This is a genomic window from Bradyrhizobium sp. USDA 372 (assembly GCF_053629095.1).
The window spans coordinates 2,967,351-2,993,811 of the sequence record NZ_JBRJHR010000001.1; the positions used below are offsets into that span (position 1 = coordinate 2,967,351).

Annotated in this window: 22 protein-coding genes; 15 read left to right on the forward strand and 7 right to left on the reverse strand. The window is 65.1% G+C overall.

Annotated elements, in window-relative coordinates:
* The first annotated feature begins 66 nt into the window (after positions 1-66).
* Positions 67-651: a phage holin family protein gene (locus AB7M16_RS14140; RefSeq protein WP_172788775.1), complete on the forward strand. Its 585-nt coding sequence runs from the start codon at positions 67-69 to the stop codon at positions 649-651.
* Entirely contained in the window at positions 651-1,781 is a 1,131-nt protein-coding gene (locus AB7M16_RS14145) for a YihY/virulence factor BrkB family protein (protein WP_260380988.1), read from the forward strand. The genes AB7M16_RS14140 and AB7M16_RS14145 overlap by 1 nt, the downstream gene beginning before the upstream one ends.
* Positions 1,782-1,828: 47 nt before the next feature.
* On the opposite strand, the gene AB7M16_RS14150 is transcribed toward AB7M16_RS14145, so the two are convergent.
* Positions 1,829-2,668, reverse strand: a complete 840-nt coding sequence (locus tag AB7M16_RS14150) for a class I SAM-dependent methyltransferase (RefSeq protein WP_453944245.1) — start codon at positions 2,666-2,668, stop codon at positions 1,829-1,831.
* A 315-nt stretch (positions 2,669-2,983) separates the two neighbouring features.
* On the opposite strand from AB7M16_RS14150, the gene AB7M16_RS14155 reads away from it, so the two are divergent.
* Both AB7M16_RS14155 and AB7M16_RS14160 read left to right on the forward strand, forming a co-directional pair.
* Positions 2,984-4,462, forward strand: coding sequence for an EAL domain-containing protein (locus AB7M16_RS14155; protein WP_453944246.1), 1,479 nt, complete (start codon positions 2,984-2,986; stop codon positions 4,460-4,462).
* A 15-nt stretch (positions 4,463-4,477) separates the two neighbouring features.
* Positions 4,478-5,332, forward strand: coding sequence for a TIGR01459 family HAD-type hydrolase (locus AB7M16_RS14160; RefSeq protein WP_260380989.1), 855 nt, complete (start codon positions 4,478-4,480; stop codon positions 5,330-5,332).
* Positions 5,333-5,472: 140 nt separating this feature from the next.
* Here AB7M16_RS14160 and AB7M16_RS14165 read toward each other — a convergent pair whose 3' ends face one another.
* Entirely contained in the window at positions 5,473-5,868 is a 396-nt protein-coding gene (locus tag AB7M16_RS14165) for a response regulator (RefSeq protein ID WP_008567674.1), read from the reverse strand.
* A gap of 230 nt (positions 5,869-6,098) precedes the next feature.
* On the opposite strand from AB7M16_RS14165, the gene AB7M16_RS14170 reads away from it, so the two are divergent.
* From AB7M16_RS14170 to arfB, 7 genes are all read left to right on the forward strand, one after another.
* Positions 6,099-7,070 carry a bifunctional riboflavin kinase/FAD synthetase gene (locus tag AB7M16_RS14170; protein WP_453944247.1) on the forward strand — a complete coding sequence of 324 codons (972 nt, stop codon included), beginning with the start codon at positions 6,099-6,101 and terminating at the stop codon, positions 7,068-7,070.
* Between the two features lie 203 nt (positions 7,071-7,273).
* Positions 7,274-10,282: an isoleucine--tRNA ligase gene (gene ileS, locus AB7M16_RS14175; RefSeq protein WP_453944248.1), complete on the forward strand. Its 3,009-nt coding sequence runs from the start codon at positions 7,274-7,276 to the stop codon at positions 10,280-10,282.
* Positions 10,283-10,292: 10 nt separating this feature from the next.
* A complete protein-coding gene (lspA, locus tag AB7M16_RS14180) occupies positions 10,293-10,787 on the forward strand; it encodes a signal peptidase II (protein ID WP_260380991.1) in 495 nt (164 codons plus the stop codon).
* Between the two features lie 97 nt (positions 10,788-10,884).
* The gene (locus AB7M16_RS14185; RefSeq protein ID WP_453944249.1) at positions 10,885-11,610 is read left to right on the forward strand and encodes a hypothetical protein; all 726 of its coding nucleotides are present in this window, start codon (positions 10,885-10,887) and stop codon (positions 11,608-11,610) included.
* Positions 11,611-11,798: 188 nt separating this feature from the next.
* Positions 11,799-13,193 carry a M16 family metallopeptidase gene (locus AB7M16_RS14190; protein WP_453944250.1) on the forward strand — a complete coding sequence of 465 codons (1,395 nt, stop codon included), beginning with the start codon at positions 11,799-11,801 and terminating at the stop codon, positions 13,191-13,193.
* On the forward strand, positions 13,190-14,554 hold the full coding sequence (locus tag AB7M16_RS14195; RefSeq protein ID WP_271509135.1) for a M16 family metallopeptidase: 1,365 nt from the start codon (positions 13,190-13,192) through the stop codon (positions 14,552-14,554). Before AB7M16_RS14190 ends, AB7M16_RS14195 begins: the two co-directional genes overlap by 4 nt.
* Before the next feature lie 120 nt (positions 14,555-14,674).
* Positions 14,675-15,091, forward strand: a complete 417-nt coding sequence (arfB, locus tag AB7M16_RS14200; protein ID WP_172788784.1) for an alternative ribosome rescue aminoacyl-tRNA hydrolase ArfB — start codon at positions 14,675-14,677, stop codon at positions 15,089-15,091.
* Between the two features lie 58 nt (positions 15,092-15,149).
* Here arfB and AB7M16_RS14205 read toward each other — a convergent pair whose 3' ends face one another.
* Positions 15,150-15,458, reverse strand: coding sequence for a hypothetical protein (locus AB7M16_RS14205; protein WP_453944251.1), 309 nt, complete (start codon positions 15,456-15,458; stop codon positions 15,150-15,152).
* A gap of 317 nt (positions 15,459-15,775) precedes the next feature.
* On the opposite strand from AB7M16_RS14205, the gene mutL reads away from it, so the two are divergent.
* The gene (gene mutL, locus AB7M16_RS14210; RefSeq protein ID WP_453944252.1) at positions 15,776-17,590 is read left to right on the forward strand and encodes a DNA mismatch repair endonuclease MutL; all 1,815 of its coding nucleotides are present in this window, start codon (positions 15,776-15,778) and stop codon (positions 17,588-17,590) included.
* 82 nt (positions 17,591-17,672) lie between these two features.
* On the opposite strand, the gene rsmD is transcribed toward mutL, so the two are convergent.
* Positions 17,673-18,230 carry a 16S rRNA (guanine(966)-N(2))-methyltransferase RsmD gene (gene rsmD, locus AB7M16_RS14215; protein ID WP_212259348.1) on the reverse strand — a complete coding sequence of 186 codons (558 nt, stop codon included), beginning with the start codon at positions 18,228-18,230 and terminating at the stop codon, positions 17,673-17,675.
* 1 nt (position 18,231) lies between these two features.
* Positions 18,232-20,259: a pseudouridine synthase gene (locus AB7M16_RS14220; RefSeq protein ID WP_453944253.1), complete on the reverse strand. Its 2,028-nt coding sequence runs from the start codon at positions 20,257-20,259 to the stop codon at positions 18,232-18,234.
* Positions 20,260-20,376: 117 nt separating this feature from the next.
* Here AB7M16_RS14220 and AB7M16_RS14225 point away from each other — a divergent pair, with 117 nt between their 5' ends.
* A complete protein-coding gene (locus tag AB7M16_RS14225; protein WP_453944254.1) occupies positions 20,377-20,835 on the forward strand; it encodes a nucleoside deaminase in 459 nt (152 codons plus the stop codon).
* Positions 20,836-20,937: 102 nt separating this feature from the next.
* Here AB7M16_RS14225 and AB7M16_RS14230 read toward each other — a convergent pair whose 3' ends face one another.
* Both AB7M16_RS14230 and purD read right to left on the reverse strand, forming a co-directional pair.
* Positions 20,938-21,840 (reverse strand): alpha/beta fold hydrolase, encoded by a 903-nt coding sequence (locus AB7M16_RS14230; RefSeq protein WP_453944255.1) that lies wholly within the window; start codon positions 21,838-21,840, stop codon positions 20,938-20,940.
* Positions 21,841-22,040: 200 nt separating this feature from the next.
* Positions 22,041-23,324 (reverse strand): phosphoribosylamine--glycine ligase, encoded by a 1,284-nt coding sequence (gene purD, locus AB7M16_RS14235; protein WP_453944256.1) that lies wholly within the window; start codon positions 23,322-23,324, stop codon positions 22,041-22,043.
* A gap of 1,487 nt (positions 23,325-24,811) precedes the next feature.
* Here purD and AB7M16_RS14240 point away from each other — a divergent pair.
* Both AB7M16_RS14240 and AB7M16_RS14245 read left to right on the forward strand, forming a co-directional pair.
* Positions 24,812-25,333, forward strand: a complete 522-nt coding sequence (locus AB7M16_RS14240; RefSeq protein WP_453944257.1) for a GNAT family N-acetyltransferase — start codon at positions 24,812-24,814, stop codon at positions 25,331-25,333.
* A 213-nt stretch (positions 25,334-25,546) separates the two neighbouring features.
* Positions 25,547-26,380, forward strand: a complete 834-nt coding sequence (locus AB7M16_RS14245; RefSeq protein ID WP_453944258.1) for an HNH endonuclease signature motif containing protein — start codon at positions 25,547-25,549, stop codon at positions 26,378-26,380.
* The last annotated feature ends 81 nt before the right edge of the window (positions 26,381-26,461 follow it).

A 26,461-nucleotide genomic window follows, 5' to 3' on the forward strand; every position in this document is an offset into this window, starting at 1 on the left:
CGGAACAAGTCAAATATCGCCACGTTCATCCCCCGACGAATTTTCTAGTCCTTGGAGGATGTCCGCATGCTCGCGCCATCGGGCGAATTGCTGCGCGCCGGGATGGCGCTCAAGCTCAATCACGTCAAACGCGCTGCTCAATCCTATCTGCGTGACCAGACCAGCCAGGCCACGGGCAAGGTGACGTCTTACGCGGTGGCCGGCGGACTGTTCGCAGTCGCGGGCCTGTTCGTTGTCGCGGCGTTTTTCGTCGGACTGATCGCCTTGTACCGCTGGGTCGCGATCACCTACGGGCAATTCTGGGGATTTGGCGCGGTCGCCGCAGTGCTGCTGGTGCTGGCTGCGGTCTGTGCCGGCGTGGCCATGGCGCAGATGAAACGCAAGGCCAAGCCGGTGGTGCCGCTCGCGAGCCGTCTGCGCGTGGCGGTCGCCACGCCCCGGATCCCGCGTGGAACGGTCAAGGAGGCCGTGAAGGAGGTCGCAACGACGATTCCCCTCGCGCCACTCGCACCGGGCGAGCGCGGCGGCATCAAGACCTGGCCGGCCCGCGCCAACCATCCCGTGCAGCTCGGCCTGATGCTCGCGGCGGTCGGCCTGGTCGGGCTGACGGCCGCCCGGCGGCGACGCAACAGGCGCAGTCTGGAGGCGTGATGCTGGCGCGGCGCTCCGAACAGATCGACTCCTGGCTGCTGGTGGCGGCGACGGCCGTGTTCGTACTGACCGCGGAGCACTACTTTCAGGATTCCGGCCTGGCGAGGCCCGGGCCTCCGCCAGACCACCGCAAGGGCGAAGCGAATTCCCCGGAAACGCACCCGGCCGGCGCGGCGATGCAGCCGGGCCGCGGCCGCCGGGCGAAAAGCCCGTTCGAGATCCCCTGGGCGGGCTGGAAGGATATTTTCTGGCGGACCTATCAGCGCATCGACGAGGATCGCCTGCTCGCGACGGCGGGCGGCGTCGTCTTCTTCGGCCTGCTCGCGCTCTTCCCCGCCGTCACCGCACTCGTCTCCTCCTATGCCCTGTTTGCCGATCCCGCGACGATCAGCGCCAACCTCCAGACGCTTGCGACCATGCTGCCCGAGGGCTCGTTCCAGATCGTCGAGGACCAGGTCGCGCGCGTGGTGTCGAACGGCAATACGACGCTCGGTGTCACCTTCCTGGTCGGCCTGCTGCTTGCGATCTGGAGCGCCAACGCCGGCGTCAAGGCGATCTTCGACGCCCTCAACGTCGCCTATGAGGAACGCGAGAAGCGCAGCTTCATCCAGCTGAACATGATCTCGCTGGCCTTCACCGTCGGCGGCATCGTGGCGCTGCTGTTGATGGTGGGAGCCGTCGTCGCCTTCCCGCTTGCGCTCAATCATCTCGGCATGGCGCCGGAAAGCAAGCTGATCGTGGCGCTGGCACGATGGCCGCTGCTGTTCGTCATCCTGCTGGTCGCACTCGCCATTCTCTACCGCTTCGCGCCCAGCCGTGACGCGCCGCGCTGGCAATGGCTGAGCCTCGGCGCCGTGATGGCCGCGATCCTCTGGATCGCGGGCTCTGCCCTGCTGTCCTGGTATCTCTCGGAATTCGCAAATTACAACGCGACCTACGGCTCTCTGGGCGCGGCGATCGGCCTGATGATGTGGATGTGGATGTCGGCGATCGTCATCATGTTCGGCGCCGAGCTGAATTCGGAGATCGAGCGGCAGACGCTCAAGGACACCACCGAGGGGTCTCCCAAGCCGCTCGGCACCCGCGACGCCGTCTCCGCCGACACGGTCGGCGCTACCGCGCCATTTTGATCGGTGGCGGTCGGGCCGGAGCTGGCCCGACCGCATCTCGGGCGCGGTCAGCGCTTGGTGATCACGGCTTCCAGATATTCGCTGTGCACCACGATCGTGCCGTCATCGGCGTGGTTGAACTCCCCGAGCAGCGCCAGCAGATCGCGCGTCAGCGCGGCCTGGCCGCTCGCGTCGAGCGCAGCAAACGCCTTCAGCGTGGGCCCGTAGAACGTCTTGAAGATGTCGAGCCAATGGTCCGGCGAGCGATAGCGGAACACGAACATGCGCGGCTCGGCGGCGATCTCCGCGGCCACGCCGCCGAACATTTCCTCGAGCCGTGCCGTCGTGCCCCACATGGCGGGCGATTTCACGCCCGCCGGCGGCGGCAAATGCTTGCCGATGGTCTTGAACAGCTGGCCGATGAAGCCTTGCGGCGTCCAGTTGGCAAGACCGATCTTGCCGCCGGATTTGCAGACCCGCGCGAGCTCGGACGCGGCCTTGTCCTGATCCGGGGTGAACATCACGCCGAAAGTGGAGAGCACGACGTCGAAGCTGGCGTCGGCAAACGGCAGCGCTTCGGCATCCGCCTCGCGGAACTCGACGGTGAGATGTTCGGCCATCGCGCGCTCGCGCCCGCGCTTGAGCAGCGCCGGCACGTAGTCGGTGGATGTGACGTCGCACCAGCGCCGCGCCGCTGCCAGCGTCGCATTGCCGTTGCCGGCGGCGACGTCCAGCACCTTGCTGCCGGCGCGCAAGTCGATGGCCTCGCAGAGCTGTTCCCCGACGATCTGCAAGGTAGTGCCGACCACGGCATAGTCGCCCGACGACCAGGCGCCGTGCTGGCGCTGCTTGACGGCGGCAAGATCGGGCCCGGGGGCGGCTGGCTTGAGGGCGGCGGATGTCGACATGGCAATCTCCTGCGGTTGAGAACGCCGGGACGATAGAGCGCATGCGGCTCGCTGGCCTTGAGGGCGGCATGATTTTCCGCTGAGAGCGTCTTGATTTCCGCCCCTCGGCCGCAGAGGCCGTGCGAGGTTTCGCAGCCGCTGCCTCGAAAGCTTTCGGCGGCGGACCGACCGGGCTGCGAAACAGCCACTATCCCCTCGAATCAACAATGATGTTAGGCTCATGGATGCTTGGGGGAGCATGAGGCGTGACGGAGTCGAGCGCGACCCGTGTTTTCCCGGGTGAAGCAGTCAGCTCTTAAAGGCATAGCGCGCGGCATGATTCGCATTTCGACGATCTTCATCGCCATCTGCATGGTCCTGGTCGCGGCCTCGCTCGGGCTCGTGCTCTATTCGGTCGCCGGCATCAGCGGAACGGAATCGGCGATTGTGGCGCTGACCGCGCTCACCTTCCTGATCCTCTACAACGCGGTGTCGATGCGACTGCGCGACCGCAGCGACGTCGGCGGCCAGATCGCCGACCTGTCGCGCGGCACCGCCGACCTCGCCCGCCAGGTGGCCGAGTTCGGCCGCCGGTTGGCTGCCATCGAGAGCCGCATCGCCTCGTCGAATTCGACCAATTCCGACCGAATCCAGTCGGTCATCGGCGAGATCAACGAACTGGGCGGATTGGTCAGGCAGCTCGCCACCACCGTCGCGGCCCATGAGGATCTGCTCGCCGGCCACGCGCCGGCGCCCGCACCCGCCCCGGTCACGCGGCCCGAGCCGGAAACGCCGATCGATCTGGCTGCCCCCTTCGAGGAGAAGCCGTTCGCTCCTCCTCCGCTTCCGGAGCCCCCGCCACGGCCGGCGCCGCCGCCGGTCCAGGTCCAAGCGGCCAGCCCGGTTCAGGCCGCCAATGGACGCAACCAGACCCAGTTGCTGGCGACGCTGCGCAATGCGGTCGACGAGAATCGCATCGATATCTTCCTGCAGCCGATGGTGACGCTGCCGCAGCGCAAGGTGCGGTTCTACGAGGCGGTGACGCGCCTGCGCGACGAGCGCGACCAGTTGATCGCGGCCGAGGAGTTCATCAGCATCGCGGAAGCCTCGGGCCTGATCGGGCGCATCGACAACATGGTGATGCTGCGCTGCGTGCAGGTGCTGCGGCGCCTGATGGTGCGCAACAAGGACGTCGGCGTGTTCTGCAACGTCGCCGCCTCCACGCTCGGCAACTCCACCACGTTTGCCCAATGCCTCGATTTCCTCGAAGCCAACCGCGCGCTGGCGCCCTCGCTGGTGCTGGAGTTCAAGCAGTCGACCTTCCGCAATCTCGGTCCGGCCGAGACCGAGAACCTCGCGGCACTGGCCCAGCGCGGCTTCCGTTTCTCGATCGACCATGTCACGGATCTGCGCATCGAGCCGCGCGAGCTGGCCGATCGCGGGGTCCGCTTCATCAAGGTGCCGGCCGCGCTGCTGCTCGATCCCAAGCAGGCTTCCGCCTCCGACATCCACCCCTCCGACCTCTCCGACCTGCTCGGCCGCTTCGGCATCGACCTGATCGCCGAACGGATCGAAGGCGAGCGCGCGGTGGTCGACCTGCTCGACTATGACGTACGGTTCGGCCAAGGGTTCCTGTTCGCACCGCCCCGGCCATTGCGGCCCGAAGGGGCATCTGCTACCGGCGGGGCCTCGCCGAACCAGGCGCAGGACATTCAGGGATCCAATGGCTCCGCCACACCCAGCTCAGGCGCAACGTCCGCTGCGCCTCCGTCCCAACGCATCACAGGCAACGCGGCGCTCGCGCGCCGCATCTGATCGGCCGCGCACGTCATGACCGCGCTGCATTTTGCCGAAGGCCTGCGCGAGCTCGTGGGCGGTGTGGAGGTCGTGCTCAGCGACATCTGGGGCGTGGTCCATAACGGGCTGGAATCCTTCCCCGAGGCCTGCGAGGCGCTGCACACCTATCGCAGCCGCGGCGGTACGGTGATCCTGATCACCAACGCGCCGCGCCCGGCCGACTCCGTGCAGCGGCAATTGCGCAAGCTCGGCGTCCCCGATGAGACCTATGACGCGATCGTATCTTCAGGCGATCTGACCCGGCTCTATGTCGCCGATCATCCCGGCCGCAAGATGTTCTGGCTCGGCCCCGAGCGCGACAACTCGATCTATCGCGGCCTCGATGCGGTGACCGCGCCGCTGGAGGAAGCCGATTATATCGTCTGCACCGGCCTCTACGACGACGAGACCGAGACGGCGGAAGACTATCGCGGCATGATGCTGAAGGCGCGCGAGCGCAAGCTGACGCTGGTCTGCGCCAACCCCGACATCGTGGTGGAGCGCGGCGACCGGCTGATCTACTGCGCCGGCGCGATCGCCGAGCTCTACCGCGAGCTCGGCGGCGAGGTGATCTTCTATGGCAAGCCGCACCGGCCGATCTACGAGCGCGCCATGGCGCTCGCCGGGGAGCGACAAGGCTACCAGATCGACCGGAAGAAGGTGCTGGCGATCGGCGATTCCGTCCGCACCGACTTAACCGGCGCCCGCGAATTCGGCATCGACTGTCTGTTCGTCACCCGTGGCATCCATGCCGAGGAGTTCGAGGGCCTCGACCAGCTCGACCCGAATTCGGTGATGGAGCTGTTCGGCCACCCGCCGAAGGCGCTGATGCGCGAATTGAAGTGGTAGAAAATATCGTGCCCCGGACGCAGCTCGAAGAGCTGCAGAGCCGGGGCCTAGAAGCCGTAAGCGATGTCGTGGGATAGACTGGGTCCCGGCTCAGCGTCGCGTCACTAACGTGCCGCGCCTTGTCCGGGACACGATCGCGCTTACGCGCTCGCCATGTCCGGGAAGACCGCCTCGATCTTGGTCTTCAGCGTCGCCGCGTTGAACGGCTTGACGATGTAATTGTTCACGCCGGCCTTCTTGGCCGCGATCACGTTCTCGGTCTTCGATTCCGCGGTGATCATGATGAAGGGCGTGGTGGCGAGGTTCGGATCCGCGCGGACTTCGCGCAAGAGGTCGTAGCCCGTCATCGGCTCCATGTTCCAGTCGGAGATCACGAGCCCGTACTTCTTGCCGCGCATCTTGTTCAGCGCTGCCGAACCGTCGCTGGCATCATCGATGTTCTCAAAGCCAAGCTGCTTCAGCAGATTCCGGATGATACGGATCATGGTGCTGTAGTCATCCACCACCAGAACCGGCATCGACAAATCAACCGCCATCTCGACTCCCCCAACGCAAACCAAGGAATATTACGATCGGACCTGCCAGGCCGGCGCCCGGCAGTTCCACGCCTCAAGCACTAGCACCAAGGCCTTAAACAGCGCGTTAACTGCGGGCAGCTCCGAAGGACTGAAATCGTGTTCAATGTCTGCCCGCCCCGCCGCTTGACTTCGCACGGCCGGTCGCGCCACGGTCCGGGCCGGTCCTGCCCGGTTCGAGAATTCCCCTGATGGCTCCGCCTTTTACCGTCATCCGCGATACAACGCCGGATTCCGCGATTCCAAGGGGCGCCGTGGTCGCCATGGGCAATTTCGACGGCGTTCACCTCGGCCATCGCGCCGTCATCGCGGCTGCCCTGGAGATGGGCAGGGCGCATGGCCGCCCTGCGCTGGCATTGACCTTCGAGCCGCATCCGCGGCGGTTTTTCAGTCCCAACACCCCGCAATTCCGCCTGACGGACGAGCGGGCCAAGCTGCGGCTTCTGGCTGGCACCGGGCTTGCCGGCGCCGTGGTCATGACCTTCGACAAGGCCCGTGCCGGAACCAGCGCGCAAGATTTCATTCACCATGACCTGATCGGGCGTCTCGGGGTCAGCGGCATTGCCGTCGGCTACGACTTCCATTTCGGCAAGGGTCGGGTCGGCTCGCCCAGCCTTCTCGTCAACGAGGCGCCCCGGCTCGGCATCGAGGTCGACGTGCAGGCGCATGTCGATATCGACGAACGGCCGGTCTCCTCCAGCGCGATCCGGATCGCCCTTGCCGAGGGCCAGCTCGACGAGGCCACGACCATGCTGGGCGCGCCCTGGTTCATCACCGGCGAGGTGATCCACGGTGAAAAGCGCGGCCGCGATCTCGGCTATCCCACCGCCAACATCCGCCTGGACGCCAATTGCGGCCTCAAGCATGGCATCTACGCCGTGCGGGTCGGCCGCGGCACCGAGCGTCTGGACGGGGTGGCCAGCTTCGGCCGCCGCCCGACCTTCGACAATGGCGCCCCGCTCCTCGAAATCTTCCTGTTCGACTTCAAGGGCGACCTCTACGGACAGGCGCTCGACTGCGCCTTCATCGGCTTCATCCGCGAGGAGCTGAAATTTGAGGGCATCGAGGCCCTGATCCGGCAGATGGACGACGATTCCGCCCGCGCCCGCGCCATGCTCGCCGCCGCGCCGGACGCGTTTCCGCGGCTGGGCGCGATCGATTGAGCCGAAACCCGGCCTCGCCGGCCCTTTGCGCTTCCTCCGCCCCCCTGCTATGGAGAGCCCATGTTTGCGCGGCGCATCATAGGGATTAGCGGCCCGGCTTCCGCCTGAGCCTGAAGGCTCGGCGCAAGACCGGGATTTCGTCGTTTCACCCGCGATTCCGCATCGCCATCCGTTCCCGCGCCCTTTCCGAGCCAGTCAGCCTCATGTCCGAAAAGCCGCAAAAGTCCCAAAAGTCTGAAGCCAAAGACTATTCGAAGACCCTGTTCCTGCCGCAGACCGAATTCCCGATGCGCGCCGGCCTGCCGCAGCGCGAGCCGGAGATCCTCAAGCGCTGGTACGAGATCGGCCTCTATGAGAAGCTGCGCCAGAATGGGAAGGGCCGCGCCAAGTTCGTACTGCACGACGGCCCGCCCTACGCCAACGGCAACATCCATATCGGCACGGCGCTGAACAAGATCCTGAAGGATCTCGTCACCAAGAGCCAGCAGATGCTCGGCTTCGATTCCAACTACGTGCCGGGCTGGGACTGCCACGGCCTGCCGATCGAGTGGAAGGTCGAGGAGGAGCATTATCGCAAGAAGGGCAAGCAGAAGCCCGACTTCCGCGACTCCGCCGCGATGATCGATTTCCGCAAGGAGTGCCGCGCCTATGCCACGCACTGGCTCGGCGTGCAGCGCGAGGAGTTCAAGCGCCTCGGCGTCATCGGCGATTGGGACCATCCCTACGCCACCATGAGCTATCCGGCCGAAGCCCAGATCGCGCGCGAGCTGATGAAGTTCGCCGCCAACGGCACGCTCTATCGCGGCTCCAAGCCGGTGATGTGGAGCGTGGTCGAGAAGACCGCGCTGGCCGAAGCCGAGGTGGAGTACGAGGACCACACCTCCGATACGGTGTGGGTGAAGTTCCCGGTGACCTCGCCCGCGCACGGTGCGCTCGCCTCCGCAAGCGTCGTGATCTGGACCACGACGCCCTGGACGCTGCCCGGCAACCGCGCCATCTCGTTCTCGCCGAAGATCGCCTATGGCCTCTACAAGGTGACGGACGCCCCCGCCGACAATTGGGCCAAGATTGGCGACCTCCTGATCCTGGCCGATGCGCTCGCGGAAGACGTCTTCAAGCAGGCGCGGGTGACGGCTTACGAGAAAGTCCGCGACGTCCCCGGCGACACCATGGACGCGATCGAGTGTGCCCATCCGCTGAGGGGCGTTGGCGGTGGCTACGACTTCGTCGTGCCGCTGCTGCCCGGCGACCATGTCACCGACGACACCGGCACCGGCTTCGTGCACACCGCGCCCGGCCATGGCCGCGAGGACTTCGATGCCTGGATGGCACAGGCGCGCGATCTCGATGCGCGCGGCATCAACACCGCGATCCCCTATACCGTCGACGAGAACGGCGCCTACACCGATCATGCGCCGGGCTTTGCCGGCAAGCGCGTCATCACCGACAAGGGCGAGAAGGGCGATGCCAACGAGGCCGTGATCAAGGCGCTCGTCGACAGAGGCATGCTGCTCGCGCGCGGTCGGCTCAAGCATCAATATCCGCACTCCTGGCGCTCCAAGAAGCCGGTGATCTTCCGCAACACACCGCAATGGTTCATCGCGATGGATAAGGACATTGCGCAGGGCGGCAAGGCCAAGAGCGGCGACACGCTGCGCGCCCGCGCGCTGCATGCGATCTCGGTGACGCAATGGGTGCCGCCGTCGGGCGAGAACCGCATCAACGGCATGATCGAGGCGCGCCCGGACTGGGTGATCTCGCGCCAGCGCGCCTGGGGCGTGCCGATCGCCGTGTTCGTGCGCGAGAAGGGTGACGGCTCCGCTGAGATCCTCCAGGACGAGGCCGTCAATGCGCGCATTGGCGAAGCCTTCGAGAAGGAAGGCGCCGACGCCTGGTACGCGACGGGCGCGCGCGAGCGCTTCCTCGGGCCCCGCGCGAACGAGGACTGGCAGAAGGTCGACGACATTCTCGACGTCTGGTTCGATTCCGGCTCGACCCACGCTTTCGTGCTCGAAGATCCCGTGCAGTTTCCCGGGCTCGCCGGCATCAAGCGCAAGGTCGATGGCGGCGCCGACACGGTGATGTATCTGGAAGGCTCGGACCAGCATCGCGGCTGGTTCCATTCCTCGCTATTGGAAAGCTGCGGCACGCGCGGCCGCGCGCCTTACGACATCGTGCTGACCCACGGCTTCACCCAGGCCGAGGACGGCCGCAAGATGTCGAAGTCGCTCGGCAACACCATCGAGCCGCAGGCCGTCATCAAGGAATCCGGCGCCGACATCCTGAGGCTCTGGGTCGCGTCCTGCGACTACACCGACGACCAGCGCATCGGCCCCGAGATCCTCAAGAACACCGTCGAGACCTACCGCAAGCTGCGCAACACCGTGCGCTGGATGCTCGGCACGCTGCATCATTACAAGCCGGCCGACGCCGTCGCGCCCGCCGAGATGCCCGAGCTCGAGCGCTTGATGCTGCACGAGCTCGCGGTGCGCGCCGCTGCGATCGGCAAGGCCTATCGGGAGTTCGACTACAAGACCGTGGTCGCGATCCTGTCCGCCTTCCTGAACAGCGAGCTCTCCGCATTCTATTTCGACATCCGCAAGGATACGCTCTATTGCGATCCGCCCTCCTCGCTGACGCGCAAGGCGGCGCTGACGACGATCGACCTGTTATGCGCCTCGATCCTGAAATGGCTGGCGCCGATCCTCAGCTTCACTGCCGAGGAGGCGTGGCGCATGTACCGGCCCGACGCCGAACCGTCGGTGCATCTGACGCTGTTCCCCGCCGACCTCGAAGCCTTGCGCGACGACGAGCTCGCCGCGAAGTGGGAGGCGATCCGCAACGTCCGCCGCGTCGTCACCGGCGCGCTCGAGCTGGAACGCGCCGCCAAGAACATCGGCTCGTCGCTGGAGGCATCGCCTGTGATCTATGTCGCCGATCGCGGCATGCTGGCGACCTTGTTCGACATCGATCTGGCTGAAGTCTGCATCACCTCGAACTACGAGGTGCGGGAGGGCGAGGCGCCGGCCTCGGCATTCCGCCTCGATGCCGTCCCCGGCGTCGCGGTCGTGGTGGAGAAGGCGGTCGGCACCAAATGCGCCCGCTCCTGGAAGATCTCGCCGATGGTCGGCGAAGACGCCGAATATCCCGACGTCACCCCGCGCGACGCCAAGGCGCTGCGCGAATGGAAGGCGTTGGGGGTGGCGGTCTGACCGGCCGGCCATGACCCCGCTCCGCGCCGGCATCCTCGCGGCCATGGTCACGCTCGTGGCCGACCAAGCCTCGAAGCTCTGGCTCCTGAACGTGTTCGACCTCGCCCGTCGCGGCGCTGTGCGGGTGACGCCGTTCTTCGACCTGGTGCTGGCCTGGAACATCGGCATCAGCTTCGGCTGGCTCCAGAACGACAGCCAGGCCGCGCAGCTCGCGCTGATGGCCGTCAAGGCCATTGCCGTGGTTGCGCTGGCGATCTGGATGGCGCGCTCGCACACCGTGCTCGCGACCGTCGCGCTCGGCCTGATCATCGGCGGCGCCATCGGCAATGGCATCGACCGCCTGGCCTATGGCGCGGTGGTGGATTTCGCCCTGTTCCACATCGAGATCGCCGGAAATACCTATAATTGGTATGTGTTTAACCTCGCGGACGTGGCCATCGTTGCTGGGGTGGCGGCGCTATTGTATGATTCCTTCTTGGGGGTACCCGCCGCAAAAGCGCCCTGATCCCGGCCGATACGGACCAGCAGGTGGAACCCTGCTTTTGCAAGGGTTTGAGCCGCGTGCGAGCGGCAATCTGCTACAATTTGAAACAGGTACGGTCATGCGCAGCTCGAAGACCAGTGGTTCGATGGTTCGAGACCCCCAATCGGGGGTCTGGCGGGCACTGAAATTGTCCGCCGTCGCGCTCGGCATCGGCCTCGTCATGTCGACCGGCGCCGCCCGTGCTGCTGACGATGACGACGACGACATGACCTTCGAAGAGAAGCTCATCGACGGCCTGATGTCCGGTCTTGGCGCCAAGAGCATGGGAAAACCCGGCATCGAATACCGCGAGCGTTCGCCGCTGGTCGTGCCGCCCAAGCTCGACCTGCCGCCGCCCGCCGCAGCCGAGGCCGCGGCTGCGCCAAACTGGCCGAAGGACCCCGACGAGAAGCGCCGCAAGGAGGCTGTCGCCGAGCGGAAGAAGTCCGGCAACAAGGCAACGGAGTACTGGAAAAATGCCCAGCCGCTGTCGCCCGCCGAGATGAACGCCCACAAGACGGCCGCCGCCGAAAAGACCGGCAATGATCCGGTCCAGCCAGGCACCAACATCGCCAATCCGACGATGAGCCCAGCCGAACTCGGATATACCGGCGGGCTGTTTAAACTGTTCAAAGGGAACGCGCCCGAGTCGAAGCAGTTTACGTCGGAGCCGCCACGCCAATCGCTGGTGGAGCCGCCGCCCGGATATCAGACGCCGTCGCCGAACTACGCCTACGGCTCCGGCCCGGATGATTCGAAGCGAACCTATTTCGACGTCCTATCCGGCAAGGAGAAGGAGCGATAACGCTCCTGCCCCGCCCCGACATTTGGGCAGCCGCGCAATTGCTGCCGGCACTGCACGCAGCTTCAGCTGCTGGCTGCTCCCGAGTTGACTAGCGTTCTCTGCTTCGTGACGCGAAGCCTCCGCCGCACGGTGTAGCATGCCGTGCCTTCCGAGCCGGAGATCCGGGCTCGGCACCTCAACCAGGGATCATGATGTCCTCTTACCGATCGGCTGCCTGCCTCCTTGCCGCGCTGCTTTCGACGAGTGTCCTCTCGGCCGGCGCCGCCCTTGCCCAGACCACCGTGACATCGGCTCCACCCGCCAGCTTCACGCTTCCCAACGGCATGCAGGTCGTGGTGATCCCGGATCACCGCACCCCCGTCGTCACCGAGATGATCTGGTACAAGGTCGGCTCGGCCGACGAGACGCCCGGCAAGTCCGGCCTCGCCCACTTCCTCGAGCACCTGATGTTCAAGGGCACCTCGAAGCATCCGGCCGGTGAATTCTCCCAGACCGTGCTGCGCGTCGGCGGCAACGAGAACGCTTCGACCTCGGTCGACTACACCAACTACTATCAGCGCGTGCCGAAAGAGCAGCTGCCGACCATGATGGAGTTCGAGGCCGACCGCATGACGGGCCTCATCCTCAAGGACGAGAACGTGCTGCCCGAGCGCGACGTCGTGCTCGAAGAGTACAACATGCGCGTCGCCAACAATCCGGATGCGCGATTGAACGAGCAGATCATGGCCGCGCTCTATCTCAACCATCCCTACGGGCGTCCGGTGATCGGCTGGCATCAGGAGATCGAGAAGCTCGATCGCGAAGATGCGCTCGCCTTCTATCGTCGCTTCTATGCGCCGAACAACGCGATCCTGGTGATCGCCGGCGACGTCGATGCCGCCGAAATCCGACCGCTGGTCGAGCGCAATTTCGGCTCGATTCCCGCCCAGCCCGCGATCCCGGCGCGGCGGGTGCGTCCGCAGGAGCCGGAGCCCGCCGCCCCGCGCACCGTCACGCTGGCCGACCCGCGCGTCGAGCAGCCGAACATGCGGCGCTATTATCTGGTGCCCTCGGCGACCACGGCCGCGGCCGGCGAGAGCGCGGCCCTCGACGTGCTGGCGCAGCTGATGGGCAGCGGCAGCAATTCCTATCTCTACCGCGCCCTCGTCGTCGACAAGCCGCTCGCGGTCTCCGCCAACGCCAGCTATTCGAGCATCTCGCTCGACCCGACCCAATTCGCGATCTCGGCTGCGCCGAAACCCGGCGTCACCTTCGCCGAAGTTGAACAGGCGGTCGACGGCGTCATTGCCAACGTGGCGCAGAACCCGATCCGTGCGGAGGATCTGGAGCGCGTCAAGACCCAGCTCATCGCCGAAGCGATCTACGCCCAGGACAACCAGGCGGTGCTGGCGCGCTGGTACGGCGGCGCGCTGACCACGGGCCTGTCGATCGAGGACATCCGGAGCTGGCCCGATCGCATCCGCGCCGTCACCGCCGAGCAGGTCCGCGCCGTTGCGCAGAAATGGCTCGAGAAGAAGCGCTCGGTGACGGGCTACCTGATCAAGGACACTGCAACCGCCAAGCGCGAGGAGAAGCGCTCGTGACCTATTCCTTCCTTCGACGCGTTGCATTCTCCGTTACTGCCGGCGCGGTCCTCGCATTCTCTGCGGCCTCGCCGTCGCAGGCCGCCGCGAAGATCCAGCACCTGATCTCGCCGGGCGGCATCGAAGCCTGGTTCGTGCAGGACGCAACCGTGCCGCTGATCGCGATGGAATATTCCTTCGCCGGCGGCTCGGCGCAGGATCCCAAGGACAAGCCCGGTGTCGCCAACCTGGTCGGTGATCTCCTCGACGAAGGTTCCGGCGATCTCGATTCCAAGACGTTCCATGAACGGCTCGACCGCCGCGCCATCGAACTCTCCTTCAGCGCCTCCCGCGACACCTTCCGCGGCAGCCTGCGCATGCTGCGCGACAACAAGGACGAGGCCTTCGACCTGCTCAGGATGGCGCTGACCTCGCCGCATTTCGACACGGCCGACGTCGAACGCATCCGCTCGCAGGTGATCTCGGGCCTGCGCCGCGAGACCACCAATCCGACCTCGCTGGCGAGCCGCAAATTCCTGGAGGTCGCGTTCGGCGATCACCCCTATAGCCGGCAGAGCAACGGCAATCTCGACAGCGTGCCGACCATCACGGTCGCGGACATGAGGGATTATGTCGGCCGTGTCCTCGCCAAGGATGGACTCAAAGTAGCGGTCGTCGGCGACGTCGATCCGGCCACGCTCGGAAAGCTGCTCGACCACACCTTCGGCAGCCTGCCGGCCAAGGCCAATCTGACGCCGGTCCCCGACGTCGAGGCCGCGAAGCCGCCGCAACGCGCCTTCGTGACGCTCGACGTGCCGCAGACCGTGATCACCTTCGGCGGCCCGGGCGTGAAGCGCAGCGACCCCAGCTTCATGGCGGCCTATGTCGTCAACCACATCCTCGGCGGCGGCGGCCTGTCCTCCCGGCTCTATCGCGAGGTGCGCGAGAAGCGCGGGCTGGCCTATTCGGTGTACGAGTCGCTGCTCTGGATGCAGCACTCGGCGGTTTTCATCGGCAATACCGGCACCCGCGCCGATCGCGCCGGCGACACCATCGAGGCCATCGAACAGGAGGTGCGCCGCATCGCCCAGGAGGGCCCGACGCAGAAGGAGCTCGATGAGGCCAAGTCCTACCTCAAGGGCTCGCAGATGCTGGCGCTCGACACCTCGTCCAAGCTGGCGCAGGCGCTGCTGCAATATCAGCAGGACAAGCTGCCGATCGACTATATCGAGAAGCGCAACGCCATCGTCGACGCCGTGACGCTGGACGATGCCAAGGCGGCCGCCAAGCGGCTCTGGGGCCAGGGGCTGCTGACTGTCGTGGTCGGCCGGGCCCCCCAGGCCGCCGCGCAACCGGCGGCTGCGACACCGAAGTCGAACTGATCTCTTTTCTGGACGTTTTTCTGAATGGCCGGGCTCGCCCCGGCCATTTGCGTGTCGCGGCAGCGCCATTGCTGAAGGCAGATGTCCGCGGTATGTCCTGACATCACGAATGGTGCCAGCATGCTGCGGATATCCCGCGATCTCGTCATCGACGAGGACGACATCGAGATCGGCTTTGTCCGCGCCTCCGGCCCGGGCGGGCAGAACGTCAACAAGGTCGCGACCTCCGCGCAGCTGCGCTTCGACACCCGCAAGCTGACCTTGCCCGAGGACGCGGCGCTGCGCCTCGCCCGCATTGCCGGCCAGCGCATGACCAAGGACGGCGTGATCGTGATCCACGCCCAGCGCTTCCGCACCCAGGAGCGCAACCGTCAGGATGCTATCGACCGTCTCGTCGAGATCCTCAAGGAGGCCATGGTGCGACCGACGCCTCGCCGCGCGACGCGGCCGACCTTCGCCTCCAAGCAGCGCCGGCTCGAGGGCAAGAAACGCCGCAGCGATATCAAGGCGAAGCGCGGGCGCGGTTTCGACGACTAGGCAATGAAAAACCTCCGGCCGCGAAGCGACCGGAGGTTTGCCAATTCGCACGCTGGCGTCAGTAGCGCTTGCCGGTGGCAGCACCACCCGCCGCCGAATCGTCGGCCGTGCCCTTGCGCGTCGCGCTGCCGGTGGTTCCGACGGACCCCTTCGTGCCCTTGCTCGACTTCATGCCGACCTTCTCGCCGGCAGCGCCCTGCTGGGCACCGAGATCCTCATCCTCGCTGCCTGACGCACCGCCTTGCATGGGCTTGCTTTGTACGGTGCCGCCGGGCCTCGCCCCAGACGAGGTGCCTTGGGCGAGAACGGGCGTTGCAACGAGGGCCGCGAGAGCGTAAGCGATCGCAGAGGTCTTCACCAACTTCATCCATGTCTCCTGGAATGTCGCGATGAACCGTTCGGCTGCGTTCTGCACCGTTCGCCTGCACCGGACCGGTTCATCGCGAAAGAGAGTTCGAACGGCGCGGTGTGATGCAAGCTGCGCCGTGTGGTGATCGTTTAGGATTTTCGCGGCGCTTTCGCGGAATTGTGCTCCTCATATGCGGCGACGCGGAACATGCCACGTCGTCCCGACGGGCGAGGCGCGCCGAAAATGTCCCCATTTCGGGTGTGGGAAGCTCGACCTCCCCCATGCATTTGTTGCTGCGCGGCATTAGACTTGAGAATATTCGCCGAGTGAGCCTCATGCCCGTCCGCCAACTGCCAGAACAGGTCGTCAACCGCATCGCCGCCGGCGAGGTGGTGGAACGTCCGGCGAGCGTGGTCAAGGAGCTGGTCGAGAACGCCATCGATGCCGGCGCGAGCCGGATCGACGTCTTCACCGACGGCGGCGGGCGGCGGCGGATCGGCATCACCGACGACGGCAGCGGCATGACCGCGAAAGATCTTGGGCTCGCGGTCGAGCGTCACGCCACCTCCAAGCTCGACGACGAGGACCTGCTTCAGATCCGCACCCTCGGGTTTCGCGGCGAGGCCCTGCCCTCGATCGGCTCGGTGGCGCGCCTCTCCATCACCACGCGGCATGCCAGCGAGCCGCACGCCTGGGCGCTGTCGGTCGAGGGCGGCGAAAAGTCCGAGATCATGCCGGCGGCGCTGGCGCATGGCACGCGCGTCGAGGTTGGCGACCTCTTCTACGCGACGCCGGCGCGGCTCAAGTTTCTGAAGACCGACCGCACCGAGGCGGAAGCGATCCGCGAAGTGGTGCGGCGCCTCGCGATGGCACGGCCCGACATCGCCTTCACGCTCGCCGGCGAGGAGCGTGCGCCGGTGACCTGGGCTGCCGCCCTGCCCGGTGCCGCCGGTCGCCTGACGCGGCTCGGCGACATCCTCGGCGCCGAGTTCCGCAGCCACGCCATCGAGGTCCATGCCGAGCGCGAGGGCGTTGTCGTCGCCGGCTATGCTGCGGCTCCCGCGCTAACCAAGGCCAACGCGCTCGGGCAATATCTCTTCGTCAATGGCCGGCCGGTGCGCGACAAGCTCATTCTCGGCGCCGTGCGCGCGGCCTATTCCGACTATCTGCCGCGCGACCGCCATCCGGTGCTGGCGCTGTTCGTCACGCTCGATCCGCGCGAGGTCGATGCCAACGTGCATCCGGCCAAGACCGAGGTGCGCTTCCGCAATGCCGGCCTCATCCGCACGTTGATCGTGCACGGTTTGAAGGAGGCGCTGGCGCGCGAGGGCCGACGCACCGCCGCCAACAGCGGCGAAAGTGCGCTGTCCTCGTTCCGGCCCGCGTTCACGCCACAGCGTCCGGCCAGCTGGGATTGGCGGACCTCGCCATCCGCTCCCGTGGCGCCAATGCCGTCGTTCGATGGCGCTGCCGCACCGGCTTTCGCGGAGCGCGCGCAGGCCGCCTTCGATGTCGGCGCGCCCAGCGCGGACGTGCGGATCGAGACCCAGCCCGTCAGCGACCTCGTCGATCGCCCACTCGGCGCGGCACGCACCCAGATCCATGAGACCTATATCGTCTCGCAGACGCGCGACGGCCTGATCATCGTCGATCAGCACGCCGCGCATGAGCGCATCGTCTATGAGCGGCTGAAGGCCTCGCTCGCCGCCAACGGCGTGCAGCGGCAGATCCTGCTGATCCCCGAGATCGTCGAGATGGACGAGGCCACCGTTGAGCGCCTGCTGGAGCGCAGCGAGGAGCTTGCGTCATTCGGCCTCGCCATCGAGTCCTTCGGCCCCGGCGCGGTCGCCGTGCGCGAAACACCGTCGCTGCTCGGCAAGACCAATGCGGGCGGCCTCTTGCGCGATCTTTCCGAGCACATGGCCGAATGGGACGAGGCGCTTCCCCTGGAGCGCCGCCTGATGCACGTCGCCGCCACCATGGCCTGCCACGGCTCCGTGCGCGCCGGACGCAGGCTGCGGCCCGAGGAGATGAACGCCCTGCTCCGCGAGATGGAGGACACCCCGAACTCCGGCCAGTGCAATCACGGCCGGCCGACCTATGTCGAGCTGAAGCTGAGCGACGTGGAGAAATTGTTCGGGCGGAGGTGACGGTGCCGCAGGGTGGATTAGCCGAAGGCGTAATCCACCTCTTCTGCGTCCGCGGTGAGAGACAGTGGCGGATTACGCTTCGCTAATCCGCCCTACGCAAAAACACGAACTCCGTGTCGTCATAAGCCCGCCGCTCCAGCTCCTCAAAACCTTCCGGCGTCGCGAACTGCGCGGCCTTGGCCTCTTCCACCACCAGCAGCGCGCCCGGCGTCAGCCACCCGCCGTCGCGCAAGGATGCGAGCGCCTTCTCGGCAAATCCCTTGCCATAGGGCGGATCGAGGAACGCCAGCGAAAACGGCTCGACGGGATGCGCGGGGCCGAGATCGGTCGCATCGCGGCGGTACACCTTGGTGACGCCGCCGAGGCCGAGGGCCTCGACATTGTTGCGGAGCAGCGCACGCGCTTCCGCGCCATTGTCGACGAACAGCGTGAACTTGGCGCCGCGTGACGCGGCTTCGATGCCGAGCGCGCCGGTGCCGGCGAAGAGATCGAGCACGCGTGCATCCTGGATCGGATCGTCATAGGCGTGCACGAGGATGTTGAACACGGACTCGCGCAGGCGGTCCGCCGTCGGGCGGATGTCGCGCGAGGACGGTGAGGCGAGATTGCGCCCCTTCAACCTGCCGCCGACGACGCGCAAGCTAGTCCTCCCGCGGCGTCAGGTCGCGCTTGCCGTGATAGCCGCGCTTGGGACGCCGCGGCGGGCCGTAGCCGTTCGCCTCCATCTCGTTGCGCTCGCGGGCCTCCTCGCTGCCGGTGCGCTGCACCAGCACGCGGCGGCCCTTGCGGTCGTTGATGACGGCGCGCTTGCTGGCAGGCTTCTTCTCGCTCGGTGCGTCGTCGGCGCGCGAGGATGACTTCGAGGGCGCGTCGAACTGCGCACCCGACTTCTCGATCACCTTGTCGCCGAGCTGCTCGCGCAGCACGCGCGCGCGGATCTCCTCGACCTGGCCTTCCGGAATCTCGCCGAGCTGGAACGGGCCGTAGGAGACGCGGATCAGCCGATTCACTTCGAGCCCGAGATGGGCGCAGACATTGCGCACCTCGCGGTTCTTGCCCTCGCGGATCGCGAACACCAGCCAGACATTGGCGCCCTGGTCGCGCTCCAGCGTGGCCTCGATCGGACCATACTTGACGCCCTCGACCTCGATGCCGTTCTTGAGCTCGTCGAGCTGCGCCTGGGTGACGTCGCCATGGGCGCGGACGCGGTAGCGGCGCAGCCAGCCGGTGTCCGGCAGCTCGAGCGTGCGCGCGAGGCCGCCATCGTTCGTGAGCAGCAGCAAGCCCTCCGTGTTGAAGTCGAGCCGGCCGATGCTGATCAGCCGCGGCAGGCCTTCGGGCAGATTGTCGAACACGGTCGGACGGCCCTCGGGATCGTCATGCGTCGTCATCAGCCCGCGCGGCTTGTGGTAGAGGAACAGCCGCGTGCGCTCGCGCTCCGGCAGCGGCTTGCCGTCAACCATGACGACGTCGTTCTTGGTGACGTCGAGCGCGGGCGAGTTGATCACGCGGCCATTCACGGTCACGCGGCCCTGCGTGACCATCTCCTCGGCATCGCGGCGCGAGGCAAGCCCGGCGCGGGCCAGCACTTTGGCGATGCGCTCGCCGGCCTTCTTCGGCTTCGGCGCGTCGTCGCGGCGCGGCCGGCCCTCGAAATCACGATCGCGCTCGCGGTAGGCGCCGCGGCCGCCGAAGGCGGGACGCTTCTCGAAAATTCTGCTGTCGTCCTCATTGTCGCGGCGCGGCCGGTCGCGGAAGCGGCCCTCGCTGCGCGGATGCTCCTGCCAGTCCATGCGGCCTTCGGGGCGCTTCTCGCGCGAGCGGTTGAAGCGCGGACGGTCGTCACCGGAACGCTCCTCGCGCGGGCGCGAGAAACGCGGACGATCATCACCCTCGTCCCGGCGCCGGGAGAAACGCGGACGGTCGTCGCCACGGCCGCCCTCGCGGCGATCGTCGCGCTGACGCCAGGGCTTCTCCTCGCCGCGATCGCGGCCGCCGAAATCCTTGTCGAAGCTCTTGCGCGGGCGGTCACCGCGCGGTGCGCGATCACCGCGATCGAAATTCGGGCGGTCTCCGCGCGGCTTGAAGCTGCGTTCGCCACGATCCTCGCGCGGCCCGCGATCCCCACGGTCGCGTTCGCGATCCGGCCCACCCCGAGAAAATTTCCGTTCGCCGTCGAACTTGCGCTCTGGACGGTCGCCGCGCGGCGCGTAGGGCTTCTTGTCGCCGAACTTCCTGTCGCTGAACCGGCCGGCGGGACGGGCATCGTCGCGATCCCTGCGCGGCGGACGGTCGTCACGGCCATAGGACGGGCGATCACCGCGCGGCTTGAAGGGTCGCTTCTCGCCGTCACGCGAGGAGCGATCGGAGAACGGGCGATCGCCGCGCGGCTTGAAGCTGCGCTCGCCGCGCCCCTCACTGCCGCGGTCGTCGCGCTTGAAGCGGGGACGGTCACTGAAATCGCGGCGCGGCGCATCGCCCTCCTCGCGGCGGCGGAATGGACGGCTGTCACGGTCGCCACGGGGCGGGCGGCTGTCGCGCGCGCCCTTGCCCTCGAAGCCGCGCTTGGCGAATTTCTTCTCAGGGCCGCGCGGCTTGCCGCTGCGGCCGCCTTTGGCCGGGCCTCGCCGGCCGCGGGAATCGTTGTCTTTGTCGCTGTCGCGAGGCATGACTAATCTCACTTAAGGGGTGGCGCGAGCAGTGTGCGCGCTCGTTCCGAGCCGCATGCTCAGGCAAAATCGGTATCCACTCTTGCTGAAGGCGGAGCTAGTAGCAGGTTTCTGGCGATGATACGAGGCATGAAAGCCCCTTCTTTCATGGATTTGGCGCTTCTGGCGGCCGAAAATGCCGGAAAATCGGGCGAAGTTCCGATCGGATGCGTGGTGGTCCGCGACCACGAGGTGATCGCCACCGGCGCCAACCGGACGCTGACCGACCGTGATCCGACCGCCCATGCCGAGATCGTCGCGCTGCGCATGGCCGCCGCGAAGATCGGCAGCGAGCGGCTGGTCGACTGCGACCTCTACGTGACGCTGGAGCCCTGCACCATGTGTGCGGGCGCGATCTCGTTTGCAAGGGTGAGGCGGCTCTATTACGGCGCGGCCGACCCCAAGGGCGGCGCGGTGGAGTCGGGCGTGCGGTTCTTTGCCTCGCCGACCTGCCACCACGCGCCGGACGTCTATTCCGGCGTCGGCGAGAGCGAGGCGGCGCGGCTGCTCAAGGAGTTCTTTCGGGAGCGGCGGTAGGCCCTTCCCCGTCATTGCGAGGAGCGAAGCGACGAAGCAATCCAGAGTCTTTCCGCGGAGACAGTCTGGATTGCTTCGCTGCGCTCGCAATGACGCGGTGGCTCAGGCCAGGAAGAACTCGCGCAACGCCTTCGCGGTCACATCAGGATTCTCCTCCGTCAGGAAGTGCCCCGAATCCACCGGCTTGCCGTCGACGTTGGTGGCCCATTGCTTCCACGCGTCGAGCGGCGTCGCGGCGGCCTGGGCGATGCCGGCGTTGCCCCACAGGATAAGCATCGGCACGGTGATCTTCTTTCCGGATTCGAAATCGGCCTTGTCGAGGTCGTAGTCGAAATAGGCGCCGGCGCGGTAGTCCTCGCACATCGCGTGAATGCGGGCGGGATCGCGGAACGGGGCGAGGTAGTGCTCGAGCGCGCGCTCGTCGATCGCGTCCAGCGTCTTCGACTTGGTCTGGCTCGCCATCTTGAAGCGCAGGAAGAACTCGCCTTGGCCTGCGATCAGCGTCTCCGGCAGCGGATAGGGCTGCGCCAGGAAGGCCCAGTGATAGATCTTCAGGGCGTAGGCGCGGTTCATCCGCTCCCAGTAATCATAGGTCGGCAGGATATCGAGCACGGCGAGCTTCGACAGCCGGCCGGGATGGTCGAGCGCGAGGCGGTACGACACGCGGCCGCCGCGGTCGTGGCCGGCGAGCGCGAAATGCACGTGGCCGAGCCGCTCCATGACCTCGATCATGGCCTTGGCCATGGCGCGCTTAGAGTAGGGGATGTGCAGCGCATCGCTCGCGGGCATGTCGGACCAGCCGTAGCCCGGCAGATCGGCGATGATCAGCGTGAAGTGCTCGGCCAGCTCAGGCGCCACCTGGTGCCACATCACGTGGGTCTCGGAGAAGCCGTGCAGGAGCAGCAGCGGCGGGCCCTTGCCGCCGACACGGGCGAAGATGCGGCCGAACGAGGTGTCGATCCATTCGGCGGCAAAGTCCGGATAGAGGTCGGCGAGATCGGACATCTTGTTGCATCCTTATGGTCGTGGGAGCGCTCGACAAACAAAAGTTCGAAAACAACCCCATGCACAGTACCGGTATTATGGTCGGGGCGACTAACCCCAACATTCGATTGCACATTCTGGATTGTAGATGTGGCGGCGCGGTGACGCGAACGTCGAGATTCCGGATCGACGCGTCGGCGCGTTTGCGCGCCGTCAAGGCGCTAATTTTTGGCCTTCTCCGCCTCCACCGCCTGCCAGCCGATGTCGCGGCGGCAGAAACCGTCCGGCCAGTCGATGCGGTCGACGGCCTGATAGGCGCGGCGCTGCGCCTCCGTCACGGTCGCACCTAGCGCGCAGACATTGAGCACGCGGCCGCCATTGGCGAGGATCGCGCCGTCCTTCTCAACCGTGCCGGCGTGGAAGATCTCGACGGTGTCGACCTCTGCGGCCTCCTCCAGCCCGCCGATGCGCGTGCCCTTCTGGTAGTCGCCGGGATAGCCCTTCGCGGCCATGACCACGGTGATGGCGGATTCCGGATACCAGCGCAGGTCGAAGTTCTTGAGCTGCCCGTCGCAGGAGGCGAGCAGCGCCGGCACGATGTCGCTCATCATGCGCAGCATCAGCACCTGGCACTCGGGATCGCCGAAGCGCACGTTGAACTCGAACAGCTTTGGCCCCTGCGTCGTCAGCATGATGCCGGCATAGAGCACGCCGCGGAACGGCGTGCCGCGCTGCTTCATGCCCGCGACCGTCGGCAGGATGATCCTGGCCATGATCGCGTCGTGGACCTGAGGCGTCACCAGCGGCGTCGGCGAATAGGCGCCCATGCCGCCGGTGTTCGGGCCGACATCGTGGTCGAACACGCGCTTGTGGTCCTGGGCGGAGGCCAGCGGGATCGCCGTCTCGCCGTCGCACAGCGCAAAGAAGCTGATCTCGCGGCCCGGCAGAAACTCCTCGATCACGACTTCCGCGCCGGCCTCGCCGAAGGCGCCTTCGAACATCATGGCGATGGCGTCCTCGGCCTCGCGCACGGTCTTGGCGACGACGACGCCCTTGCCGGCGGCAAGGCCGTCGGCCTTGACCACGATCGGCGCGCCCTGGCTCTGCACGTAGGCGCGCGCGTCGTCGGCGTTGGTGAAACGCTGGTAGGCGCCGGTCGGAATGCCGAACTCGGTGCATAGCGCCTTGGTAAAGCCCTTGGAGCTTTCGAGCTGGGCCGCCGCCTTGCTCGGCCCGAACGCCTTGATGCCGGCTTTGGTGAGATCATCGACGATGCCGGCCGCGAGCGGCGTCTCCGGCCCGACCACCACGAGCTCGACCGCGTTCTTTTTGCAGAAGTCGATCACGGCGCCATGGTCGGCGACATCGAGCGCCACGCATTCCGCCTCCCTCGCGATGCCGGCATTGCCGGGCGCGCACCAGAATTTGGTCACCAGGGGAGAGGCCGCGATCTTCCACGCCAGGGCATGTTCGCGGCCGCCGGAACCGAGCAGGAGAATGTGCATCGAAGGCTCAGGATGAGGGGTTTTGCTGGGGGCGGAGGTCGCACGAATCGGGGTGGGGCTCAAGGGGGGTAGGGCCAACACTCCCTAGTCTGGGATGTGGCGAAGCACTTTCTACCTCTCACCTTGCGGGAAAAGTAAATAGTGGAATTGTCGAGTAATATCAACGGACGATCTTCCTCGTGTCTAGCGAATGTCAAAAAGCGCCGATTGGACTGACTCGTAGCAGTTGACTGCTACGCACGAGACGTGGCTCGGCCTCGGCGAAATTTTGCGCACGAGCCATCACTTGCAAACTTACGGCGAACCAGATCACGCTACCAACTCGATCGTCGAGCAGATTGATGATTCGTCACGAAGATGCTTGCAAAGGACAACTGGTGACGGGGCATTGACTCGAGACCGGAGGCGCGCTCGGTGAAAAAGAGAAGCGAAGCTTATCTTGCCAAAAAGGCTGCAAAACGTGCTGCATCCCAAGCAGCAAGAGCGCAGTCCCCGGTCCGATCAGAAAGCTCAAGAAAGGAACGTCCGAGTTGGACTCGAGCGACCAAATACTTTGTCGGGACGTTGATCGTCGGAACTGTCGGTTTTGTTGCGTCTGTGTACCAGATTGGAGGAGGGCCGCCTTGGCCAGTTGCGCCAGTTTTCGTTCCGGGTTTCCCCTCCTCCGGCCACGCGTTTGACGTTCCTTTCACAGTTACAAATAAGAGCGCGCTCTTTTCCCTTAGCCATTTAGAAATTCTTTGTGGATTTGAAAAAATCAGAACCGATGCGAGATCGGGGGTCGAGCAACTGTCGATCACAGCGTCAGATGGCAAAACGACGCTTGGACCACTTGAGTCAACGTCATACACATGTCCAGTGAAGAGAATGTTCTCCTTCGCCGGCGCGACCAAGTTCGAAGAGGCCACCATCAGCTTTCTTACAAGATACGATTCCCACTTGCCATGGGGGGATCGCACACAATCGCAGTCCGACTCCTTCACTCTGAATACAAATACAGTGCCGCCCCAGTGGACGATAGGAAAGCCCATCCGCTGACACCGATAGTTTGCAAGCTAAACGGGGAATTACGGTGAGAGTGCTGGACTGCACCCCTGAAGTGGGACACGATAATTGTAGTGACCTGTGGCAGCGCAAGGAAAGAACCGTCAGTTTCCGACAGCCTACAAGATAAAAAGGCAATCAAGCGGGTTGATGAGGCGACGGCGTTCTGCCCGTCGCCCGTGAACAATCTTAAGCCAAAGCTCGGTTGACGTAGTTTAGTGCACTGTCCCGTAATCCGACGAGGATCTCGGCGAGTCATCCACCATCAACGTGGCGGTCGGGGAGCGATAAACCAATGCGAGCTATGTTGCACGCGCCTCAAATCCGAGCGGACGGTCTTGAGACGGCCGAGGCAACTATCAAAAGCCTAGGCGGGACCATCGTCTACCATCGACAAGACTCTCGAACAGGAGGTGGCGTGATCGCCAACCTAATTGTTGAGGGTGAGCGCGGCAATCGGTGGGATATTGGATTTGATTTCGGCGGGAAAACTCGATGGCTTCACCGAATTCGGTCCTGGCGCCACAATGGCTGGAAATGCAGTCTATCGAGTTGCCGTTTCCGGCGATGAGGTTGGTATTCTACTTGTTTTTGCGGAGGTAGCGGCTGAGGTGCCAACACGGGTTTATCCCGAAACCTCGGCGATGATAAGAGGCTTGGTCGAAACCGGCGAGACGTGGATTGCAGTCGATGCCAACGACCAGATCGTCGGATACGCGCTGTCTTCAAAACATGACAACACGATCTTGCTAACCTATCTCGGCGTTTCCAAAACAGCGCGAGGTCAACACATCTCTACAGCCCTTGTCTCGAAGCTAAAAGAAAGCGGCGCGCCGATCCTCACGGACGTCCGGCCAGACAACAAAAGTTCGATGGTTGAGCGCTTTGCGCGTTTCGGCTTTATCGAAATACCTACCGTCTTTGAGAGCACGAAGCTGCGCTGGGAAAAGTCTGACCAAGCCTGAGTAATTACGTGGCTGCCATCGACCTTTTCCATCCGCTGAGCTGCCGACGAGATGTCGTCTGAGAGCCTGCGCGAGCATTCAGCTTGATCGCCGTCGGAGCGCATCGCGTATACGTCGGTTTCGGTCATATACAACAGCCGAAGCAATTTTCAGGTGGAAAGCTCGTGCCAACCATGATTCCATCTGCGCAACACGGGTAATAAGTGAGAGGTGATGGCAGGAGAAACGCGACATATCCCTCGTCCCATAAAACGGCGCCTCATAGACGAGGCTGGTGGGAAGTGCGCGAACCCTGGCTGCCCAAATACGAAGGTGCAATTTCACCACATAAAGCATTGGGCGGTTTACAAGGCGCATAACTCTGAGGACATGATCGCCATTTGCCCGTCATGTCACGATGCTGCACACCACGGTAAGCTAAAAATTCCAGATGAAACGCTGTTCCGTTGGAAGGGTGCTTTCCCGCTCACGGGCGTCGTCAGCGACGTATTGTTTGTCGAGCCAGCCACCGAAGTTGGTCTGCTAGCCGGCACGATTGTATTGAGCACCACCAATCAGTCCCTAATCGCATTCGAGCTATCAAACCTGAATACCCTGGCCTTCCGCTTAGAAGATGGCGATATCATGCTTGTCCGCGCGCGGCTCAGAGATTTGACCGGCCAGGAAGTGCTGCGGGTCTCGGACAATCGAGTGCGAGTCTGTCGCGACAAGGATGTATCGTTCGAACGCCGACCGGGGCGAGTCCGCATAGAGATGCCAAGCACCGATAGATATGTTTACCCGTTGATGATCAAGCAAATGCGAGTGGTCGAACCGAACTACGCAACAGATAGGATCACAGCGCTCGATCTGGAGGTCTGGAAGCCCGGACTGGTCAAGGTGCGAGGAGTGTGGGCGGCGGCCGAAGGGGGCGTCGTTATCACGGACCAGCGCTTCGCGTTGATGCGCCCCGGTTTCAGAGAGCCGATCAGCTTAGTTGGGCACGGTGAGGGGACCATTCTAAAATTTGCAGGTCCCGTTACCATGGCAATGTTCAAGTTCGCTTAGGAGGCGAGCGGAGCTAAGCATTTCTCACGCCGCTATTAGGTAGTTCAGACGGTCCAGTACTGTCATCGCAATTCCGGGAAC